General features: G+C 39.0%; 19 protein-coding genes and 3 tRNA genes. 11 read left to right on the top strand and 11 right to left on the bottom strand.

The window, feature by feature from the left end:
• Positions 1–13: 13 nt before the first annotated feature.
• From nlpD to truD, 5 genes are read right to left on the bottom strand one after another with little or no spacing between them, the layout of a single operon-like run.
• A complete protein-coding gene (gene nlpD / locus A6B43_RS03735) occupies positions 14–1,252 on the bottom strand; it encodes a murein hydrolase activator NlpD (RefSeq protein WP_124211645.1) in 1,239 nt (412 codons plus the stop codon).
• Positions 1,253–1,265: 13 nt separating this feature from the next.
• Positions 1,266–1,763 (bottom strand): LysM peptidoglycan-binding domain-containing protein, encoded by a 498-nt coding sequence (locus tag A6B43_RS03730; protein ID WP_124211644.1) that lies wholly within the window; start codon positions 1,761–1,763, stop codon positions 1,266–1,268.
• 9 nt (positions 1,764–1,772) lie between these two features.
• Complete coding sequence (locus A6B43_RS03725; RefSeq protein WP_124211643.1) at positions 1,773–2,357, bottom strand: YqaA family protein; 585 nt, start codon at positions 2,355–2,357, stop codon at positions 1,773–1,775.
• Positions 2,358–3,122 carry a 5'/3'-nucleotidase SurE gene (gene surE, locus A6B43_RS03720; RefSeq protein WP_124211642.1) on the bottom strand — a complete coding sequence of 255 codons (765 nt, stop codon included), beginning with the start codon at positions 3,120–3,122 and terminating at the stop codon, positions 2,358–2,360. It abuts the gene before it with no gap.
• A 31-nt stretch (positions 3,123–3,153) separates the two neighbouring features.
• Positions 3,154–4,197: a tRNA pseudouridine(13) synthase TruD gene (gene truD, locus A6B43_RS03715; RefSeq protein WP_257792862.1), complete on the bottom strand. Its 1,044-nt coding sequence runs from the start codon at positions 4,195–4,197 to the stop codon at positions 3,154–3,156.
• Between the two features lie 125 nt (positions 4,198–4,322).
• Here truD and tpiA point away from each other — a divergent pair, with 125 nt between their 5' ends.
• The 7 genes from tpiA to A6B43_RS03680 all read left to right on the top strand — a co-directional run bounded on the left by tpiA (position 4,323) and on the right by A6B43_RS03680 (position 8,287).
• Positions 4,323–5,093, top strand: coding sequence for a triose-phosphate isomerase (gene tpiA / locus A6B43_RS03710; protein ID WP_124211640.1), 771 nt, complete (start codon positions 4,323–4,325; stop codon positions 5,091–5,093).
• 154 nt (positions 5,094–5,247) lie between these two features.
• Positions 5,248–5,323, top strand: a tRNA-Lys gene (locus A6B43_RS03705).
• Positions 5,324–5,345: 22 nt separating this feature from the next.
• Positions 5,346–5,421 (top strand) — tRNA-Lys (locus tag A6B43_RS03700).
• 18 nt (positions 5,422–5,439) lie between these two features.
• Positions 5,440–5,515, top strand: a tRNA-Lys gene (locus A6B43_RS03695).
• Between the two features lie 131 nt (positions 5,516–5,646).
• Positions 5,647–6,681 (top strand): endolytic transglycosylase MltG, encoded by a 1,035-nt coding sequence (mltG, locus tag A6B43_RS03690; RefSeq protein WP_124211639.1) that lies wholly within the window; start codon positions 5,647–5,649, stop codon positions 6,679–6,681.
• Positions 6,681–7,307, top strand: a complete 627-nt coding sequence (gene tmk, locus A6B43_RS03685) for a dTMP kinase (RefSeq protein WP_124211638.1) — start codon at positions 6,681–6,683, stop codon at positions 7,305–7,307. The genes mltG and tmk overlap by 1 nt, the downstream gene beginning before the upstream one ends.
• Positions 7,304–8,287, top strand: a complete 984-nt coding sequence (locus A6B43_RS03680) for a DNA polymerase III subunit delta' (protein WP_237306939.1) — start codon at positions 7,304–7,306, stop codon at positions 8,285–8,287. The genes tmk and A6B43_RS03680 overlap by 4 nt, the downstream gene beginning before the upstream one ends.
• Before the next feature lie 21 nt (positions 8,288–8,308).
• On the opposite strand, the gene A6B43_RS03675 is transcribed toward A6B43_RS03680, so the two are convergent.
• Positions 8,309–9,835 (bottom strand): YifB family Mg chelatase-like AAA ATPase, encoded by a 1,527-nt coding sequence (locus tag A6B43_RS03675; protein ID WP_124211637.1) that lies wholly within the window; start codon positions 9,833–9,835, stop codon positions 8,309–8,311.
• A 155-nt stretch (positions 9,836–9,990) separates the two neighbouring features.
• Here A6B43_RS03675 and A6B43_RS03670 point away from each other — a divergent pair, with 155 nt between their 5' ends.
• Entirely contained in the window at positions 9,991–11,169 is a 1,179-nt protein-coding gene (locus A6B43_RS03670) for an FAD-dependent oxidoreductase (protein WP_124211636.1), read from the top strand.
• Positions 11,170–11,225: 56 nt separating this feature from the next.
• On the opposite strand, the gene hutZ is transcribed toward A6B43_RS03670, so the two are convergent.
• From hutZ to asnC, 4 genes are all read right to left on the bottom strand, one after another.
• A complete protein-coding gene (gene hutZ, locus A6B43_RS03665; RefSeq protein ID WP_124211635.1) occupies positions 11,226–11,762 on the bottom strand; it encodes a heme utilization protein HutZ in 537 nt (178 codons plus the stop codon).
• Between the two features lie 18 nt (positions 11,763–11,780).
• Positions 11,781–12,275 (bottom strand): heme utilization cystosolic carrier protein HutX, encoded by a 495-nt coding sequence (hutX, locus tag A6B43_RS03660; protein WP_124211634.1) that lies wholly within the window; start codon positions 12,273–12,275, stop codon positions 11,781–11,783.
• Between the two features lie 190 nt (positions 12,276–12,465).
• Positions 12,466–13,230 (bottom strand): uridine phosphorylase, encoded by a 765-nt coding sequence (udp, locus tag A6B43_RS03655; protein WP_124211633.1) that lies wholly within the window; start codon positions 13,228–13,230, stop codon positions 12,466–12,468.
• Positions 13,231–13,389: 159 nt separating this feature from the next.
• Positions 13,390–13,863 (bottom strand): transcriptional regulator AsnC, encoded by a 474-nt coding sequence (asnC, locus tag A6B43_RS03650; protein WP_124211632.1) that lies wholly within the window; start codon positions 13,861–13,863, stop codon positions 13,390–13,392.
• Between the two features lie 171 nt (positions 13,864–14,034).
• Here asnC and asnA point away from each other — a divergent pair, with 171 nt between their 5' ends.
• Complete coding sequence (gene asnA, locus A6B43_RS03645; protein WP_124211631.1) at positions 14,035–15,027, top strand: aspartate--ammonia ligase; 993 nt, start codon at positions 14,035–14,037, stop codon at positions 15,025–15,027.
• 92 nt (positions 15,028–15,119) lie between these two features.
• Here asnA and A6B43_RS03640 read toward each other — a convergent pair whose 3' ends face one another.
• Entirely contained in the window at positions 15,120–15,479 is a 360-nt protein-coding gene (locus A6B43_RS03640) for a YgiW/YdeI family stress tolerance OB fold protein (protein ID WP_124211630.1), read from the bottom strand.
• A gap of 213 nt (positions 15,480–15,692) precedes the next feature.
• On the opposite strand from A6B43_RS03640, the gene rpoZ reads away from it, so the two are divergent.
• Positions 15,693–15,974, top strand: coding sequence for a DNA-directed RNA polymerase subunit omega (gene rpoZ / locus A6B43_RS03635; protein WP_124211629.1), 282 nt, complete (start codon positions 15,693–15,695; stop codon positions 15,972–15,974).
• A gap of 69 nt (positions 15,975–16,043) precedes the next feature.
• Positions 16,044–18,152 carry a bifunctional GTP diphosphokinase/guanosine-3',5'-bis pyrophosphate 3'-pyrophosphohydrolase gene (gene spoT / locus A6B43_RS03630; protein WP_124211628.1) on the top strand — a complete coding sequence of 703 codons (2,109 nt, stop codon included), beginning with the start codon at positions 16,044–16,046 and terminating at the stop codon, positions 18,150–18,152.
• The last annotated feature ends 15 nt before the right edge of the window (positions 18,153–18,167 follow it).

Raw genomic sequence — 18,167 nt, 5'->3', positions numbered from 1 at the left:
TTTTGCAAATAGATTAACGTCTTGGTAAATAACGGGCAGGATCGACTGATTTCCCTTGATAACGGATCTCAAAATGCAATTTATTGCTGTTCGTCCCTGTACTACCTAATGTAGCAATGGTTTCACCGGCTTTAACAGTATCTTGTTCATCAACTTTCATACTATCATTATGTGCATAGGCACTGAGGAAATCATCGTTATGTTTAATGATGATTAAGTTACCATAGCCTTGTAGTGAATTACCTGCGTAAACAACTTTACCTGCTGCGGCTGCTTTTACTGGTTGACCTTTGTTACCTGCGATATCTAGCCCTTTATTTCCCCCTTCTGCGGAAGAAAATCCTGTAATTACTCGCCCTTGAGTAGGCCATTGCCATTTTACTGAAGAGAGTGCTGGGGCTTGATTATAACTTGTTGATCGTACTGAGCTTGGTGTACCAGTGGTTGCAGTAATTTTGCTAACTGCTGGAGCAGTACCCGTGGTCGCTGTGATAACAGGACGAGGGGTGATTGGTGCTTCTGCCCCTGTTTTAGCTTTAATTGGACCTGTTACTGTACCATCTGAGCCATAAGCTGTGCCGTTGGCTGCTTGGGTATAAGTTACTTCAGGTTCAACTGGTTTGATCGGTTGAGGTGCTGGAGCTGTTGTTACTACCTGTTGTTGCTCTTTTTGCTTTTCTTCTTTACCGAGTTTAATTTGTTGCCCCACATTGAGTTGATAAGGTTCGCTCATATTATTGAGTTTAGCGATTTCTTTAACATCTTTCCCTGCAATATAGGCAATTAAAAACATTGTGTCGCCTTTACGTACCGTATAGGTATCACCATTGTAGAACCCTTTATCGATTTGGCTATAAATCGGGGCATTTTTTTCATCACGGGGGATGGTAAAATCTTGCGGTACAGGTTTTTTCGGTTTTACCGTAGGTTTTAGTGTTGGCTTAGGAGCGACCGCTACGGGTTTTGTAGCCACAGGCTGCGGAGAGGGCTGGTAAGCAGGTTGATAGCTTGGTTGTGGTGCATAAGTCGGCTGAGAATAGCTTGGCGTAGGCAATGTGGCTATTGGTGGCTCAGCTTGCCAACCGCTATTATTGATCGTTTCAATAGGGCGAGTTGATCCTTGATAAACACCAACTTGGCTGTTTTGTGCCATTTCGCTACCTTGAGCATTTACAATAGGCGCAGGTGGATTTGAGCTACACGCACTCAAAATGATTGCTGCAAGCGGTAATAAAAGAAATGATTTTTGCATTGGCAACCTCAAATTATTTTAAACGAAGTACCTGACCCATTTTTAATTGGTAGGGTGGAACTAAATGATTTAGACGAGCAATATCTGATACAGATGTACCTGACAGATAAGCGATTAAGAAGACAGTATCTTGTTTGCCGACAGTATAGGACGTATCGGTATAGCACCCTTTTTGAATTTGAGCATAAATTGGGCTGTTTGCGCCATCGCGAATAACTTGGCAGTTACCTACGGTCTCACTTTGTTTCATTCCACTTTGTACTGCTTGCGGCATTCCATAGTTTGGCTGAGCACCTTGCCCGAGTGGTTGTGGGATATTTTGAACCGCTTGTGGTGCTTGATAGCTTGGTTGTGCCATTGTGCTTGGCATAGGAGCTTGTTGTATTTCAGGATTTTGCCAATCAGGTGTACCAACACTGGTAATTTCTGCGGCTGTTGTATCTGATGAACCCGAATTACAGCCTGCTAATCCGAAAGCAAGCAATGAAAGCATTAAAAGAGATTTTTTCATCATCGTTCCTTATTTGAATAATTGATAAATAGTATAGGAAATAACGGCTAGTACGACAGTTCCCCACCCGATAAATTCAATAGATTGGCGGACTTTATCCGCATATTTTTCACCACCCCAAGCAGATAATTTTGCGACAAGAAAAAAGCGAGCAAAGCGAGAAATTGCCGAAGTGAGGATAAAAGGGAAAAACGCCATTTGCAGTACGCCTGCGCCAATTGTAAATAGTTTGTAGGGAATAGGCGAAAATCCAGCTAAAAAAACGATAGCAATGCCCCAAGTTTCAAACCACGTCATTATTTGTTCAAAAGCCTGTTGCATTCCCCAATCATAAATCACTCCTTTTACCCAATCAAAAGCAAAATAACCAATGGCATAACCAATCATTCCACCAATAACAGAGGCAAGAGTGGTAAAAATTGCATAACGAGTAGCATTTGTGGGTTTACTTACTGCCATTGGAATTAACATTACATCAGGCGGAATAGGAAAAAAAATGGCTTCAATAAAACTAACAAAGCATAGCCAGCCTATGGCAAATTTATGTTTTGACCACGCTATTGTTTTATCGTAGATTTTACCAAATAATTTCATTTACAGTAATCCTGCTAATGCTTGAATGGAATGATGGGCAGTCATATCGGCTTGAACTGGCGTGATAGAAACGTAGCCATTAGCGATAGCATAGAAATCCGTTCCTTCACTTTCATCAATAGGCTTACCTGTTGCACCAATCCAGTAAATATCAGCTCCTCTTGGGTCTTGCTGTTGAATAATTTGTGCGGCAGGAGAGCGATCACCCAAGCGAGTTGCCATTATTCCCTTTAATTGTTCATAAGGAAGATTAGGTACATTCACATTAAAGACTAAATTGGTCTGAATTTCTTTGTGCTGTACACGGGGAATGAGATCCAAGACGACTTGGGCTGCCGTTTCAAAATGACATTCGCCTTGTAGGTAGTTCGTCTCTTTTTTACCAACGAGTGAAACAGCAATAGAGGGGAGGGGTAAATGGCGACCTTCCAATGCTGCTGCAACGGTGCCTGAATAGATCACATCATCACCTAAATTTGCCCCGTGGTTAATTCCTGAGATGACTAAATCAAACGGTGTATCTAATAAACCATTTAAAGCGAGGTGAACACAATCGGCAGGAGTGCCTGCAATGATTGTATAATCGCCATTATCAAAACGGTGAACTCGTAGTGGATCAACTAAGGTCAAACAGCTTGAAGCTGCACTGCGATTACGATCAGGGGCAACTATAGTTACTTGGTGTCCTGCTTGGCGTAATACTGTTGCTAAGGTTTGGATACCTTGGGCATAGATGCCATCATCATTGCTTAATAAAATATTCATTTCAGATTATTTCCTTGATTTTATTTACTTTTTATAGGTTTTCTGGTGCGGTTTGCATCAATTCTCTAACTAACGCAGTGGCATAGCTACCTGCTGGTAGGAAAAATGTTAAACGTAGCCCCTCTTCTTCAAATTGCCATTGGAAATGTTGTGGAATACAAAACATTGCACGGCGTGTGGCTTCTAGCCGTTCTTGACGCATCAGCTGGAGAAGAAGCGTCTGTTCAGCAACAATTTTTTGTTCAAGCTCACAAGCGGGCTGTTCCAATGAATTTTCACCAATTAAGGCCGCCGTTAGCAAAATATCTTGTTCAACTAACCGCTTGTTTAGACTACTGAGTTCATCACGTTGTGCAACAAACCAGCTTTTCGTTCCCGCAAGTTGTAAAATATCCTGTTCTAAAATTTGGTTGAATAGTCCAGATTGAATACGATCAGAGACAATCAAATTAAAAATTTCACTGCGTGCAGCAGAGAGATAAAAACTGCGTTTTTTGCGATCTTTTACTTTGATCTCACCGTTTGCCCAGCGTTGGGCTTGGGTTAGATTATGCCCATCTCGTCCAAAGCGTTGTTCCGTAAAATAGTTGGGAAATCCGACCGCTTGTAACTGGGTTAAACGTGTTTGTAGATCGTCTGTAGGTTTGAGATCTCTCAAGAGTATTTCAAAATGGTTGCCATCTAAGCTACCTACTCTAATTTTACGATTATGGCGGGTAACGTCCAAAATTTCTACACCTTCTAATTGAAATTGGCTGAAATCGGGTGTTTCTTTGCCAGGCAAATGTAGGGAAAACCACTGTGTAGTTACTGCGTGGCGATCTTTTAGCCCCGCATAGCTCATATTTTTTGCTGAAATACCTGCAAAATCGGCTAGTTTTTCTCCTACAAATAAGCTATTTGCATTCGTTTTACGGATTTTTACTGCAACAAATTCCCCTTCACCTGTAAGAGGGTAGCCAAGCTCTTCTGTTACAATAAAATCGGCAAACTCTGCTTTTAATTTGCCTGTTTGTTGTGGTTCACCGAATAGGTAGTGGAGCGTATTCATTGTTGTCCTATTTACTTGAAATATGAGCGCTAGTTTATCAGTAATTTAGTGATCTGAAGTTGAATTTGTACCGAAAAAACACAAATTTTTTGAAAATTTGGTATAGTTGTCAAAATGAATTTTATTTTAAATCTGACTAGGAGAACAAAATGGCACGTCGTCCTTTAGTGATGGGTAACTGGAAATTAAATGGCAGTAAAGCCTTCACAAAAGCATTAATTGAAGACTTAAAACGTGAACTTGCTGAGGTAACAGGTTGTGATGTTGCAATTGCACCGCCTGCAATGTACCTTGCTGAAGCAGAATTAGCATTAGGTGATAGCACTATTATCGCTTTAGGGGCACAAAATGTAGATGTTAATCTCAGTGGTGCATTTACAGGGGAAACGTCAGCAGAAATGTTAAAAGATTTTGGTGCGAAGTACATCATTATCGGTCATTCGGAACGCCGTACTTACCATAAAGAGAGCGATGAATTTATTGCGAAAAAATTTGCGGTATTAAAAGAAGCAGGTTTAGTTCCAGTATTATGTATCGGTGAAACGGAAGCTGAGAATGAAGCAGGGCAAACAGAAGCGGTTTGTGCTCGTCAATTAGATGCAGTATTAACAACATTGGGTGCTGATGCTTTTAATGGAGCAGTAATTGCTTATGAACCTGTTTGGGCAATTGGCACAGGGAAGTCTGCAACTCCAGCACAAGCACAAGCTGTTCACGCTTTCATTCGTGGGCATATTGCTAAACATTCTCAAGCAGTAGCGGATCAAGTTATTATTCAATATGGCGGTTCAGTTAATGATGCAAATGCAGCAGAATTATTTACTCAACCTGATATTGATGGTGCCTTAGTGGGTGGGGCATCACTTAAAGCTCCTGCATTCGCAGTGATTGTGAAAGCAGCAGAAAAAGCGAAGGCATAATAGATAAGCGGTGAGTTGTTAGCAAAATTTTGTTAGCAACTCACCGCTATTTCAGTTAAATCGCTTGTAAACTATGCAAATGATATAAAATTTTAAAAAAAAGGTTGATCTCAAACGTAAAATCCGTAAAATCCGCTTCCGTTACGTAATTTAAGGGTCGTTAGCTCAGTCGGTAGAGCAGCGGACTTTTAATCCGTTGGTCGAAGGTTCGAATCCTTCACGACCCACCATTAAATCAGCGTATATTCTAAAGGGTCGTTAGCTCAGTCGGTAGAGCAGCGGACTTTTAATCCGTTGGTCGAAGGTTCGAATCCTTCACGACCCACCACTTTAGAATTTCCCTTTTGGGTCGTTAGCTCAGTCGGTAGAGCAGCGGACTTTTAATCCGTTGGTCGAAGGTTCGAATCCTTCACGACCCACCATTCATTATTTTTCTTAGAATATCTACACGAAATTGCAAAATATTTAAATTTTTTCATCGCTTATAATGGCTTTTTTGCTGTTGGTATAGTAATGTTTGCCCGCCTTTTTTCAAAATAATAATATCTTTACAATGTTTAAAAAATTACTAGTAATTATTCTATTTTTGTCTGCTATTGCTTTCGGTGGTGGATTTTTTGTTTATCATTATTTCAATCAATTAGTAGAAAAACCGATTCAAATAAAACCTGAACAGCTCTTTATCATTGAAAAAGGCAGTTCAAGCCAAAAATTATCAGAACAGCTTGTAGGACAAGGTATTATTACTCAATCTGATGGGAAGCTTTTACCCTATTTAATCCGTTTTTATCCTGAATTTAGTAAATTTAAAGCAGGGGTATACGCCTTAAATGGCAATAAAACATTAGGTGAATTACTCTCACATTTTAATAGCGGTAAAGAAGTACAGCTTAGCGTACAATTTATTGAGGGTAAAACAGTAAAAACGTGGAGAGCTCAGTTAGAGAATGCAAAATTTTTAACTCAAACGTTAGCAGATAAATCAGAAGCAGAAATAGCTCAATTACTGGGCTTACAACAAACTAAATTGGAAGGTTGGCTTGCACCGGATACCTATAATTATGTACCTTATTCAACGGATTTAGATTTACTCAAACGAGCGGTGCGTAAACAGCAAAAAGAGCTTGAGCAAGCGTGGCAAAATCGTGCTGAAAACTTACCGCTTGCAAGTCCGTATGAAATGTTGATTTTGGCCTCTATTGTAGAAAAAGAGACTGCTGTTGCCAGTGAGCGCCCTAAAGTAGCGTCAGTATTTATCAACCGCTTGCGAGATAAATGGAAATTACAAACTGATCCTACCGTTATTTATGGAATGGGCGATCGCTACAAAGGCAATATCAGTAAAAAAGATCTTCTTGAAGCGACACCTTATAATACTTATGTAATAGACGGTTTACCGCCAACCCCAATTGCTATGCCGAGTAAAGCCTCTTTACAAGCCGTTGCTCAGCCTGACAACACCCCTTATTTTTATTTTGTGGCAGATGGGACTGGAGGGCATACTTTTAGCCGAACGAACGAAGAACATAATCGAGCGGTGCGGACGTGGATTCAAATTGAAAAGAATAGAAAAAGTGAGAAAAAGTAATGGGCGGAAAATTTATTGTAGTTGAAGGATTAGAAGGTGCAGGAAAAAGTAATGCACAGCGAGTAGTTGTTCGTACTTTGCGTGAACACGGCATTGAGTGTATTACGACACGAGAGCCGGGCGGAACGCCTATTGCAGAAGCGCTGAGAGATTTGTGGAAACAAGGAATTGGCACAGAACATACTACGGATAAGGCCGAAGTGTTGATGATTTTTGCAGCTCGTACACAGTTGGTGGAAACGGTAATTAAACCCACTTTAGCAAGTGGTAAATGGGTAGTCGGTGATCGTCATAATATGTCTAGCCAAGCTTATCAAGGGGCTGGGCGTAATTTGCAGGAGTTAGTGGATCAAATTGGCTCAGTGATTTTAGATGGGTTTGAACCTGATTTCACCATTTACCTCGATCTTGACCCAGCAGTTGGCTTGGCTCGTGCAAAAGGGCGAGGGGCATTAGATCGTATTGAACAACAACATATTGATTTCTTCCACCGCACTCGTAAGCGTTACCTTGAACTAACAACGAAGAACTCTAAGGCGGTAATTATTGATGCAGAACGCTCAATTAAAAGAGTGTCCGTTGATATTCAGCAAGCGGTTGAAAATTTTCTAAAAATAGCAAAATGATGAACTTATACCCTTGGCATATTGAAACTTATCAAAAAATCACGGAATCCTTTCTAAATGGGCGTGGGCATCACGCTTTGCTATTTAAAACAGACAGCGGATTAGGCACAGAACAGCTTATTTTGCAGTTAGTTCAATGGCTATTTTGCCAAAATCCTAACTATAATCAGCCCTGTCGACAGTGTAAAAGTTGTTTACTTTGGGAAAGTGGCAATCACCCTGATTTTCATCAGTTGGAATCCCTTGAGGGGAGAGCGATTGGGGTTGAGCAAGTGCGTGAAATAACCACGAAATTGCAACAGTTTTCCCAACAAGGGGGTAATTCTGTTGTCTATATCGCCCAAGCAGAAAAACTTACGGAGTCAGCGGCAAATGCGTTACTAAAAACGCTGGAAGAGCCACCTGAAAATACCTATTTCTTGTTACAAGCGCCTTTACAAACGGCAATGTTAGCAACAATTCAGAGCCGTTGCCAAACGTGGGTTATCCATTCAGCAGAATTTGAGCAAGGGATTCAGTGGCTACATTCACAGCTTCCAAATCTTGATATAAATAATATAGAGACGGCTTTGCGGATTTGTCATAATCGTCCATTGATTAGTAAAAAACTTCTTGAAACTAACCGCTTGCCAAGCAGACGAGCTTTCTTACAAACTTTTTGGCGGTTTTACAAAAGCCGTGATGTTTGGCTATTGCTTACTGCCTTTGATAAAGAAAAAGAACCTGCATTGGAACAGCTTGAATGGTTAGATTCGTTTTTTAGTGATGCATTGAAAGCTAAAATGGAGATCACAACAGGTTGGGTGAACCCTGATTTGCAAGCAGGTATTTTTCCTTTTAGTGAGGGGTTATCTACTACTGCATTGCTCAATGGTCATCATATTATTCAGCAAACAGCACAGGATTTGCGAGAAGTCAATGCGGTGAATCAACAGCTAATGTTGGCAGACTGTGTAACAAAATTGGTAGATCTTTTTTAAGTATTATTGTTCAAGCAGAGATTACCCCTGTAACCGTTGTAATAGTCGATCCATTGCTCGATAGCCTAGGGCTTCAGCTAAATGAGATTGTTGAATATTTGTTTCATTGGCTAAATCTGCAATGGTACGAGAAACTTTAAGAATGCGATGATAGGCTCGCACAGAAAGCCCGAGTGTGAGTAACGCATTTTCCAGAAATTGAGCATCATTACTTGATAAATGACAGTGTTGCTCAATTTCTCTAGTCGTTAAATGTGCATTGATTTTACCTTGCCGTTCCCACTGCAAATTTCTTGCTTGAAGTACCCGCTTGCGTACTTGCGCTGTGGTTTCACCTCGTTGATCTGTATTATTTTGTAATGTACCTTTTGGTAGTAGTGGTACTTCGATAGAGAGATCAAAGCGATCGAGAAAAGGACCTGATAAGCGGTTAAGATACCGCATAACTTGTTGGGGTGATGCCCGGTTATGTGTACCTTGATAATGACCTGTGGGGCTAGGATTCATTGCGGCTACAAGTTGAAAGCGAGCAGGGAATTTTACCTTCGCATTCGCCCGAGAGATGATGATTTCGCCTGATTCAAGAGGCTGGCGCAAAGCATCAAGTACTTTACGTTCAAATTCCGGTAGTTCATCTAAAAAAAGAATTCCGTTCGTGGCTAAACTGATTTCTCCAGGTTTAGGAATTGATCCGCCACCGACTAAAGCGACCATTGATGCACTGTGATGAGGTGCTCTAAAGGGGCGTTGTTTCCAATTTTGAATATTCAATTCATTATGTACCAAGCTTGTGATTGATGCAGTTTCAATAGCTTCGGCATCACTAATTTCAGGTAATAAATCAGCTAAACGGGTAGCAAGCATTGTTTTACCCGTGCCAGGAGGCCCTAGAAAAAGCAAATTATGTTGCCCGGCAGCGGCAATAGTTAAGGCTCGTTTGGCGTGTTGTTGTCCGATAATATCTGTTAAATCTCGAGAAAGTGGTAAAGGTGGCAATTCTTTATTATCGGTAGGCTGTTGAGCGATGGGAAGTGAGTCCCGTGCATTTAAAAAATTGACTACTTGTAATAGGGACGTTGCCCAGTAAGTTTGAGTACTAGAAACCAGTGCCGCTTCATTGCGGTTTTGCTGTGGAATAATTAACTGCCGTTTATCTTTCTCGGCAGAAATAATCGCAGGGATTACACCGTGAATATGCCGAATTTTCCCTGTTAGGGATAATTCTCCTAAAAATTCAAATTGGCGGAGCTTATCAGAGTCAATCTGCCCTGAAGCCGCTAGAATGCCGATAGCAATAGGTAGATCAAATCGTCCCCCTTCTTTGGGTAAATCAGCAGGAGCAAGATTGATAGTAATTCGTCTTGCAGGGTAATCAAAATTGGCATTAAGTAAAGCACTACGAACCCGATCTTGGGCTTCTTTCACACTTTTTTCAGGTAAGCCAACCAAAAAAAGCCCAGGACTTCCCACACTGATGTGAACTTCAATGGTTACTAATGGGGCATCAACACCAATAGACGCTCGGCTATAAATAATGGCTAAGGACATAATTTTTTCTCTTTTTATGGCTAGCCTAACGGAATTTATAAAAAGTGCAGTAACGAAAAATTATTTTTTCGATCTTTGTCGTAAAATTTTACAAAAATCAATGCAGAATTAACCGCTTGTAGTAAACTCATCAAAATTTTTTGTGGAGAAAGAGAATGAGTCGGCAAGATGTTATTGTAGTTGGCGGTGGAATGGTTGGAGCTGCAGCTGCTCTTGGTTTAGCTAAAATAGGATTAAAGGTTGCACTATTAGAAAAGAAACCACTACCAACATTTATTCCTGATTCTGACTATGATATTCGAATTTCTGCGATTAGCTCGTTTTCTGTTCGCTTGCTCGAGAAGTTAGGTGCGTGGCAAGCGATTGAATCGATGCGAGTATGGGCATATAGCGGGTTAGAAACTTGGGAAGTTGAGGGATTAGGCACGGCATTTAATGCCACAGAATTAGGATTAGATAAACTGGGCTTTATGGTTGAAAATAATGTTATTCAGCTTGGTTTATGGCAGACATTACAACATTATGAAAATTGTACGCAAGCGGTCGGATTTACTCAATTTTCTGCAAATTATCAAGATAGGCTTTGGACAGTTAAACTTGATGAACAACAACAGTTTTCAGCGCCTATTTTGCTTGCCTGTGATGGTGCAAATTCGTTGGTACGCCAGTGGTCTGGTATTGGTGTAACCAGTTGGCAGTATCGGCAGCACTGTTTATTGGCGGTAGTGAAAACAGATCCAGCGAATGCTGAACAACAACGTGTAACTTGGCAACAGTTTTTCCCAAGTGGGCCTCGTGCATTTTTACCCCTAGCTGAAAATAATGGCTGTGTAGTTTGGTATGATTCACCTGAGCGTATTAAACAGTTAAAACAGTTACCTGCAGATAAATTAGCGAATGAAATTCATCAGGCTTTCCCTGAACGTTTAGGGCGGGTTAAAGTAGTATCGCAGGGGAGTTTTCCGCTCACTCGACAACACGCACAAAGCTACGTTCGCCAAGGTATTGTATTAGTAGGAGATGCTGCTCATACGATTAACCCATTGGCTGGGCAAGGTGTTAATTTGGGCTTTAAAGATGTATCTGCCTTACTTGATATCATTGAACAAGCGGTTGAAAATGGAGAAGATTTTGCTACTGAAATTGTATTGAAACGTTATGAGAAACGGCGTAAAGCAGATAATTTATTGATGCAGACATCGATGGATATTTTTTATAAGGCATTTAAAACAGACTTATTGCCTGTAAAAGTGATACGAAATGTTGCCTTAGTTGTTGCTGAACGAGCTACCCTTTTGAAGAAAAGGGCGCTGAAATATGCGTTAGGGCTGTAAATTATATTTATAAAGAAAAAAGGGCGTAAAATACGCCCTAATTTAGAAGAAAAGTATTATTTTTCTTCTTTATGCCCTTCTTGCATATGACCCTCATCAAGATGAACGAAGCTAACTAATTCATCTGGAGTAACTTGGAATGCTTTACCGAAGCCTTTTACAAATAAGCCTTGTTCAGGTTTAAAACAGAAGAGCTTGAAATCTTCAAGTTTAGCTAAATTCCCTACGATTTCACCGTGGCGTTCTTCTAATGCTTTTACACCATTTTCCCATTCTTCACTGTGACGTTCAGCGATACGAGCCGTAGCATCAAAAGTTAAACGGCGGCGTGCGTAAATTTCACGGCTTTTACTTTCATCTTCAAGTAACATCAACGAAACTTTAGGCACTTCTTGTAAATTGCGTGCGTGGCGAGCAATTGTTGAGATAAGTACTTGATATTCACCGTTATTGATAACAAAAGGGGCATAACTTACATTTGGGTTTCCTTCTTTATCCAATGTAGCTAATACAATTGTTTTGCATAGTTGTTTGAATTCTTGAATTTCAGGGCCTAAACGGTTTTGTAGTACTTCTTGACGATCACTAGACATAGTATTTCTCCTTTTTAACTATTTGAATGCATTGAAATGAGCAACTTGTTCAGGGAACAGTTGGCGATGTTCATCTCGCCCTAAATATACTTTGAACACAGTTTTACCATTTGGCGCAATGAAAGCGATGTTATAGCTTTCTTTACCACGGAATGGCAAACTAACGAAAGCAATTTTTGCAATGTTATCGATTTTTAAATGCCCGTGTAATGTGCCTTCTTCATCTTTCATATTTAGGTTGTAATAACCTCGTGCGATCATTCCACTTGGGAAACGATCTTTAATTTCAAAAATGCTACCTTCTTTTTCAATAATGGTCGTGAAGATACCCCATTGGCTGATAGTCGTTAGGACTTCTTCTAAACGGTCAGCAGAGAAAATGCGAACAAATTGTTCAGGTAATGCACATAATACTTCCCCTTCAGGTAGATTTAATTTATCTGCAATTTCAAGGGTGATGATGTTTGGGTTTTCAGCCAAAAGGGCCGCGACTTGTTGTTGAGTAGATGACATAGTAATCTCTTATTTTTATTGATAGTTATTCTCAATTATATGGGATATAAAAAGTAAATAAAAGTAAAAAATTATCTTATTTAAGGTAATGAAACGAGAAAGGATAGAGCTAAATAATTTGCTTATTTAGCTCATAAATATTTTTTTAATCAAGTATAAGTGGTAGGTAATATCTTTTACTTCCGTGTAATTAAGGAGTAAGTGCTAATTTACCAGCGGCTTCAACAACGACATCAATGGCTTTATTTTCAGTGCCTTTGATTGTTTGTTCATTTGGGATTTCTTGTTGTGTACGATTAACAATTACGCCAGAAACCATACCCGCTTTTAAGCCAAGTGCTGCACACATTGTGAATAAGGTTGCAGATTCCATTTCAAAATTCATTACATTGAGATCTTGCCACTGTTTTAATGAGCCTTGGAAATGACGGTATACTTTGCCTGAATAAGTATCGTAACGTTCTTGACCTGGGTAGAAAGTATCAGATGAGGCGGTAATACCGACAAATGGTGTTACACCTTGATTAAGTGAAGCTGTATAGAGCGCATTAGTTACTTCAAAATTTGCGACTGCTGGATATTCAAGTGGGGCGAAATGTTGGCTTGCTCCATCTAAACGTACGGCTCCAGTGGTGACTAATACATCACCAACATTGATATGTGGTTGAATAGCACCAGTTGTACCAATACGTAAGAAAGTACGAATGCCTAATTGTGCGAGTTCTTCAACACAAATAGAAACAGAAGGCCCACCGATACCCGTTGAACAAACGACAATTGGTTGACCATTTACATAGCCTAGCCAAGAAGTAAACTCCCGGGTTGCGGCAAGAAATTCAGGATTGTCCATTTTTGCTGCAATACGTTCACTACGAGCGGGATCGCCGGGAACAATAGCAACTTTTGCCCCTTTTAACATTGCTTTAGTTAAGCCTAAATGAAATACTTCTGACATATAGATTGCTCCTGTTTTAGGTTGCAGATGTTGCAACGGATTAAATCAAATAAACGAGATCATTTTAACAAGCAAGCGATCAGATCTACTAAGATTTTTGCAAATTAGGATCTGAAAATGTGAATAAGATCAAAGGTAACCGTTTGCTTATTGATACAATTAAGGTTTAATATCCCTTAAAATAGGATTTTGCATTGAAATAAAGGTTTCAGTTGATTGAATTTCATCAATGAGCTGAATTTTGGTTGCTAGTACATTGTGAAGCTCTTCAATCGTATGGGTCATTACCTTGATGAAAATGGAGTAGTTTCCTGTTGTGTAGTAGGCTTCTACCACTTGATCAAACTGCTGTAATTTAGCAATAACGGTATCGTAATCTTTAGCACTTTTTAGAATAATGCCAATAAAACAACACACATCATAACCTAGTTTACGTTCATTGATCCGAATTTTTGTACCTTCAATGATGCCTGATTGACGCATTTTTTCCACTCGAACGTGAATTGTACCAGGGCTTACACCAAAATTTTTTGCCATTTCAGCATAAGGTGTTCGAGCATCTTGTGTTAAAGCTCGTAAAATGTGTTGATCAAGTTGGTCAATTTGTAGAGACGATGAAGTATTTTTGTGCATTTTATATCCTAAATTTTAACTTGATTAGATTTTATCTAAAATATTACGATAATTATTATATATTATTTATCAATAATTTAATTTCATTAGATTTGTATTGTATTTTTTAAGATTTATATTAAATTATATTCATCTTTTTTATTGAATTATATATTTTATTTAGGAAAAATTATGCAAAAATCGTTCATTTTACAGCAGCAAGAAATTAGTTTTGTGAAAAATACTTTTACCCAAAACTTAATTGAGCAACTTGAAATTATTGAAGTTCAAGGCCCTATTTTAAGTGAAATTGGCAATGGGATGCAGGATAACTTATCAGGTATTGAAAAAGCTGTACAGGTTCACGTTAAGCAAATTCCAAATGCTGTTTATGAAGTGGTGCATTCTCTTGCTAAATGGAAACGTCATACGCTTGCTCGTTTTCAATTTGGTGAAGGTGAAGGCTTATTTGTACATATGAAAGCATTACGCCCTGATGAAGATTCTCTTGATCCAACACATTCAGTATATGTTGATCAGTGGGACTGGGAAAAAGTAATCCCAGCAGGTCGCCGTAATTTTGAATATTTAAAAGAGACGGTACGTTCAATTTATAAAGCAATCCGTTTAACAGAATTAGCGGTAGAAGCTCGTTTTGATATTCCTTCTATTTTACCGAAAGAGATTACCTTTATTCATAGTGAAGAATTAGTGCAACGCTATCCAAATATGTCGGGGAAAGAGCGTGAAAATGCAATTTGTAAAGAATATGGTGCAGTATTTTTAATTGGTATCGGTGGTAAATTGTCAGACGGTAAAGCTCATGACGGACGTGCGCCAGACTATGATGACTGGACAACGGAATCTGAAAATGGTTATAAAGGGTTAAATGGTGATATTTTAGTATGGAATGATCAGCTTGGTACAGCGTTTGAATTATCATCAATGGGTATCCGTGTTGATGAGACAGCATTACGTTTACAAGTTTCACTCACGGGCGATGAAGATCGTTTAACAATGGATTGGCATCAAGATTTATTATCAGGTCGTTTACCTCTTTCAATTGGTGGCGGTATAGGGCAATCACGTTTAGCGATGTTCTTATTACGTAAAAAACATATTGGTGAAGTGCAATCAAGCGTTTGGCCAAAAGAGATGTTAGCACAGTATGAAAATATTCTTTAATAACTTTCTTTGAGTTTATTGAGATAAACAAGCGGTAAGATTTCACATTTTTTTGCGAGATGGTTTTGTGAGATCTTACCGTTTTTTGAGTATTATTTTTTGATCACTTGATACACTTCGATTTCTATTTTTGAGCGATCTTTATCTATCTTTCCACGGATTTCAATCGTATCTTGTGGAGTAATTGTTTGCCCATTCCACGCTTTTTTATCTACTTCAATTTGAATTGTGCCTGAATTATCTTTGAAGAGGTATTCATCGTCATCAATTTGTTTAATAATTGAACCGACTAATGTTACAGGGGTATTATCTTTGGCATTAAGGGCAGAATTTACATCTTTGATAGCCATATTTTGAGATATTACATTTTGTGGCTGGCTTTGGAAACCGCCATTTGCGAAACTGATTGTGGATAATGTTAGTACTGAGGTAAATAAAATAAACTTTTTCATAAATTGTTCCTGTTCTATTGAGATGAAAATAAATAGCTTAAATATTAAGTATTGGTTGTTGTTATAGACCCTCAATTGTGTTGAAAAATCCTTAATATACAAAGATTTTATTTATTTACATTGCCATTAGGCTATTCATTTGTAAATAGACTAAATATTCTGTATAATTCTTCCCCTTTTATGATTAAAAAATTTGCACATTTGGAGTAAAAAATGGCTCGAGTAACGGTTCAAGACGCAGTAGATAAAATAGGCAATCGCTTTGATTTGATTTTAACGGCAGCTCGCCGAGCTAGACAATTACAGCTTCACACCAGTGAGCCTTTAGTTGCAGAAGATAATGATAAACCAACAGTAGTTGCTTTGCGTGAAATAGAAGAAGGTTTAATTAACAACCAAATTATGGATCAGCAGGAAAATATTGAAATGCTTCGTAAAGAAGTTGCTGAAAAAGAGGCTATTTCGTTTTTAGCTGACGTTCAAGCAAATTCATAAATTTGATGGGCAATTCAAGTCAGTTTGAATTGCCCATTTTTGTATCTAAAATTTATGTTAGGGGGAAGTATGCAATATTTTAACAGCCTTGATACCATTATTCAGACGTATTTACCCGTTGAGCAGATTGAGCTAATTAAGCAGGCCTACTTGCTGGCAAAAGATGGGCATGAAGGGCAGTACCGTTCAAGTGGCGAGCCATATATTACTCATCCTGTGGCAGTGGCGTGTATTATTGCTGAAATGAGGCTAGATCATGAAGCGGTAATGGCGGCGTTATTACATGATGTGATTGAAGATACCCCTTATAGTCAAGAGCAGTTGCAAGAGAGATTTGGTCAGAGTGTAGCGGAGATTGTTGAGGGGGTATCGAAATTAGATAAACTTAAATTTCGCACACGTCAGGAAGCACAAATCGAAAATTTTCGCAAAATGGTGCTTGCAATGACCAAAGATATCCGAGTGGTGTTGATTAAATTAGCCGACCGCACGCATAATATGCAAACACTAGGCTCACTTCGCCCTGATAAACGTAAACGTATTGCGAAAGAAACGTTAGAAATTTATGTGCCAATTGCTCACCGTTTGGGAATGGAATCCCTTAAGAATGAATTGGAAGAGCTTTGTTTTGAAGCGATGTATCCACATCGCTATTTAGTAGTTAAAAAAGCAACAGAGCTGGCACGTAATACTTCACAAAATCTGATTGTTCAAATTTCAGGAGAAATTGCAACTCGTTTAGATGAAGTCGGTATCAGGGCAAAAGTATACGGCAAAGAGCGCTCCCTCTATTATCTTTACCAGCGTTTACGAGAGAAACAACGTTTTAACTCTATTTTAGATATTTATTCATTCCGTGTGGTCGTGAATGACTTAGATACTTGTTATCGTGTACTTGGCCAGTTACACGCTTTATTTAAACCTCGCCCTTTTCAGGTTAAAGATTATATTGCGGTACCTAAAACGAATGGCTATCAATCTTTGCATACCTCAATGATCGGACCAAAAGGTGCTCCCGTTGATGTGCTAATTCGTACCGAAGCAATGGATCAAGCTGCTCGTCTTGGTGTAGTGGCTTATTGGGGATATAAAGATAGAGCTGCAACGAATGTTCAAATTCGGACGCAACAGTGGATGCAAAGTATTCTAGAAATGCAACAAAGTGCAGGGAACTCATCAGAGTTTATTGAGAATGTAAAATCGGATCTCTTCTCGAGCGATATTTATGTGTTTACTCCGAAAGGGAGGATTATTCAACTACCAGCTAATGCAACAGCGGTAGATTTTGCCTATGAAGTACATACCAGTATTGGCGACCGTTGTATTGGTGCAATTGTTGATCGTAATCCTTACTCGCTTTCTAAGCCTTTACAATCAGGGCAGACTATTGAAATTCAAACGGCAAAATCGGATAGACCTAATGCCTTATGGCTCAATTTTGTTGTAACAAGTAAAGCTCGTAGTGCAATTCGTAATAAATTAAAACGCCAGGAACGAACAGAAGCAATTGAGCTAGGTAAGCGTCAATTATTACTTGCATTGCAAATACAAGATTTTGCTCATATCGACCCGCTTGTAAAGCAAAATATATTAGATGAATTAAAATTAGCCACCTTTGATGATTTGCTGGCAGAGATTGGTTTAGGCAAACAGATAAGCGGTGTAATAGCTCAACGCTTATTGGGTAAACCTCTTGAAATCGATACAGACGGCGATCCAAGCAATAATCAGCCTCTTGAAATTTTAGGTGTAGACAGTAGTTTAATTAACTTGGCAAAATGTTGCTTGCCAATACCAGGCGATGAAATTATTGCCCACATTAGTGCAGGTAAAGGTTTGAATATTCATAATATCTATTGTCATCACGTTAAAGATCATTTAAGTGATAGACGGGATTATATGGCGGTTACTTGGGAAATTGCTAAGGATAAAGGTATTGAATTTCAAACAGAAATTTGTATAGATATGTTGGATAAACAAGGGGTGCTAGCAGATATTACTTCAACCTTGGCAATACTCGATCGTAATATTTTGAGCATTCAGAGTGAACAGCATTCTGGTGGTTTACCACAAGTAAAAATTAGAATAAATGTGAGCGATAAAGCCCAGTTAGAGGATATTTTATTGAAGCTCTCAAAAATTGTTGGCGTTGTGCAAGCGGTACGATCTAACGGATAATTTGCCAAATAGAGG

Origin of the sequence: Vespertiliibacter pulmonis (genome assembly GCF_013377275.1) — a bacterium.
Lineage (GTDB): Bacteria > Pseudomonadota > Gammaproteobacteria > Enterobacterales > Pasteurellaceae > Vespertiliibacter > Vespertiliibacter pulmonis.
Note: the sequence above shows the minus strand (reverse complement) of the source record. Positions and strands in the feature narration are given on the sequence as shown.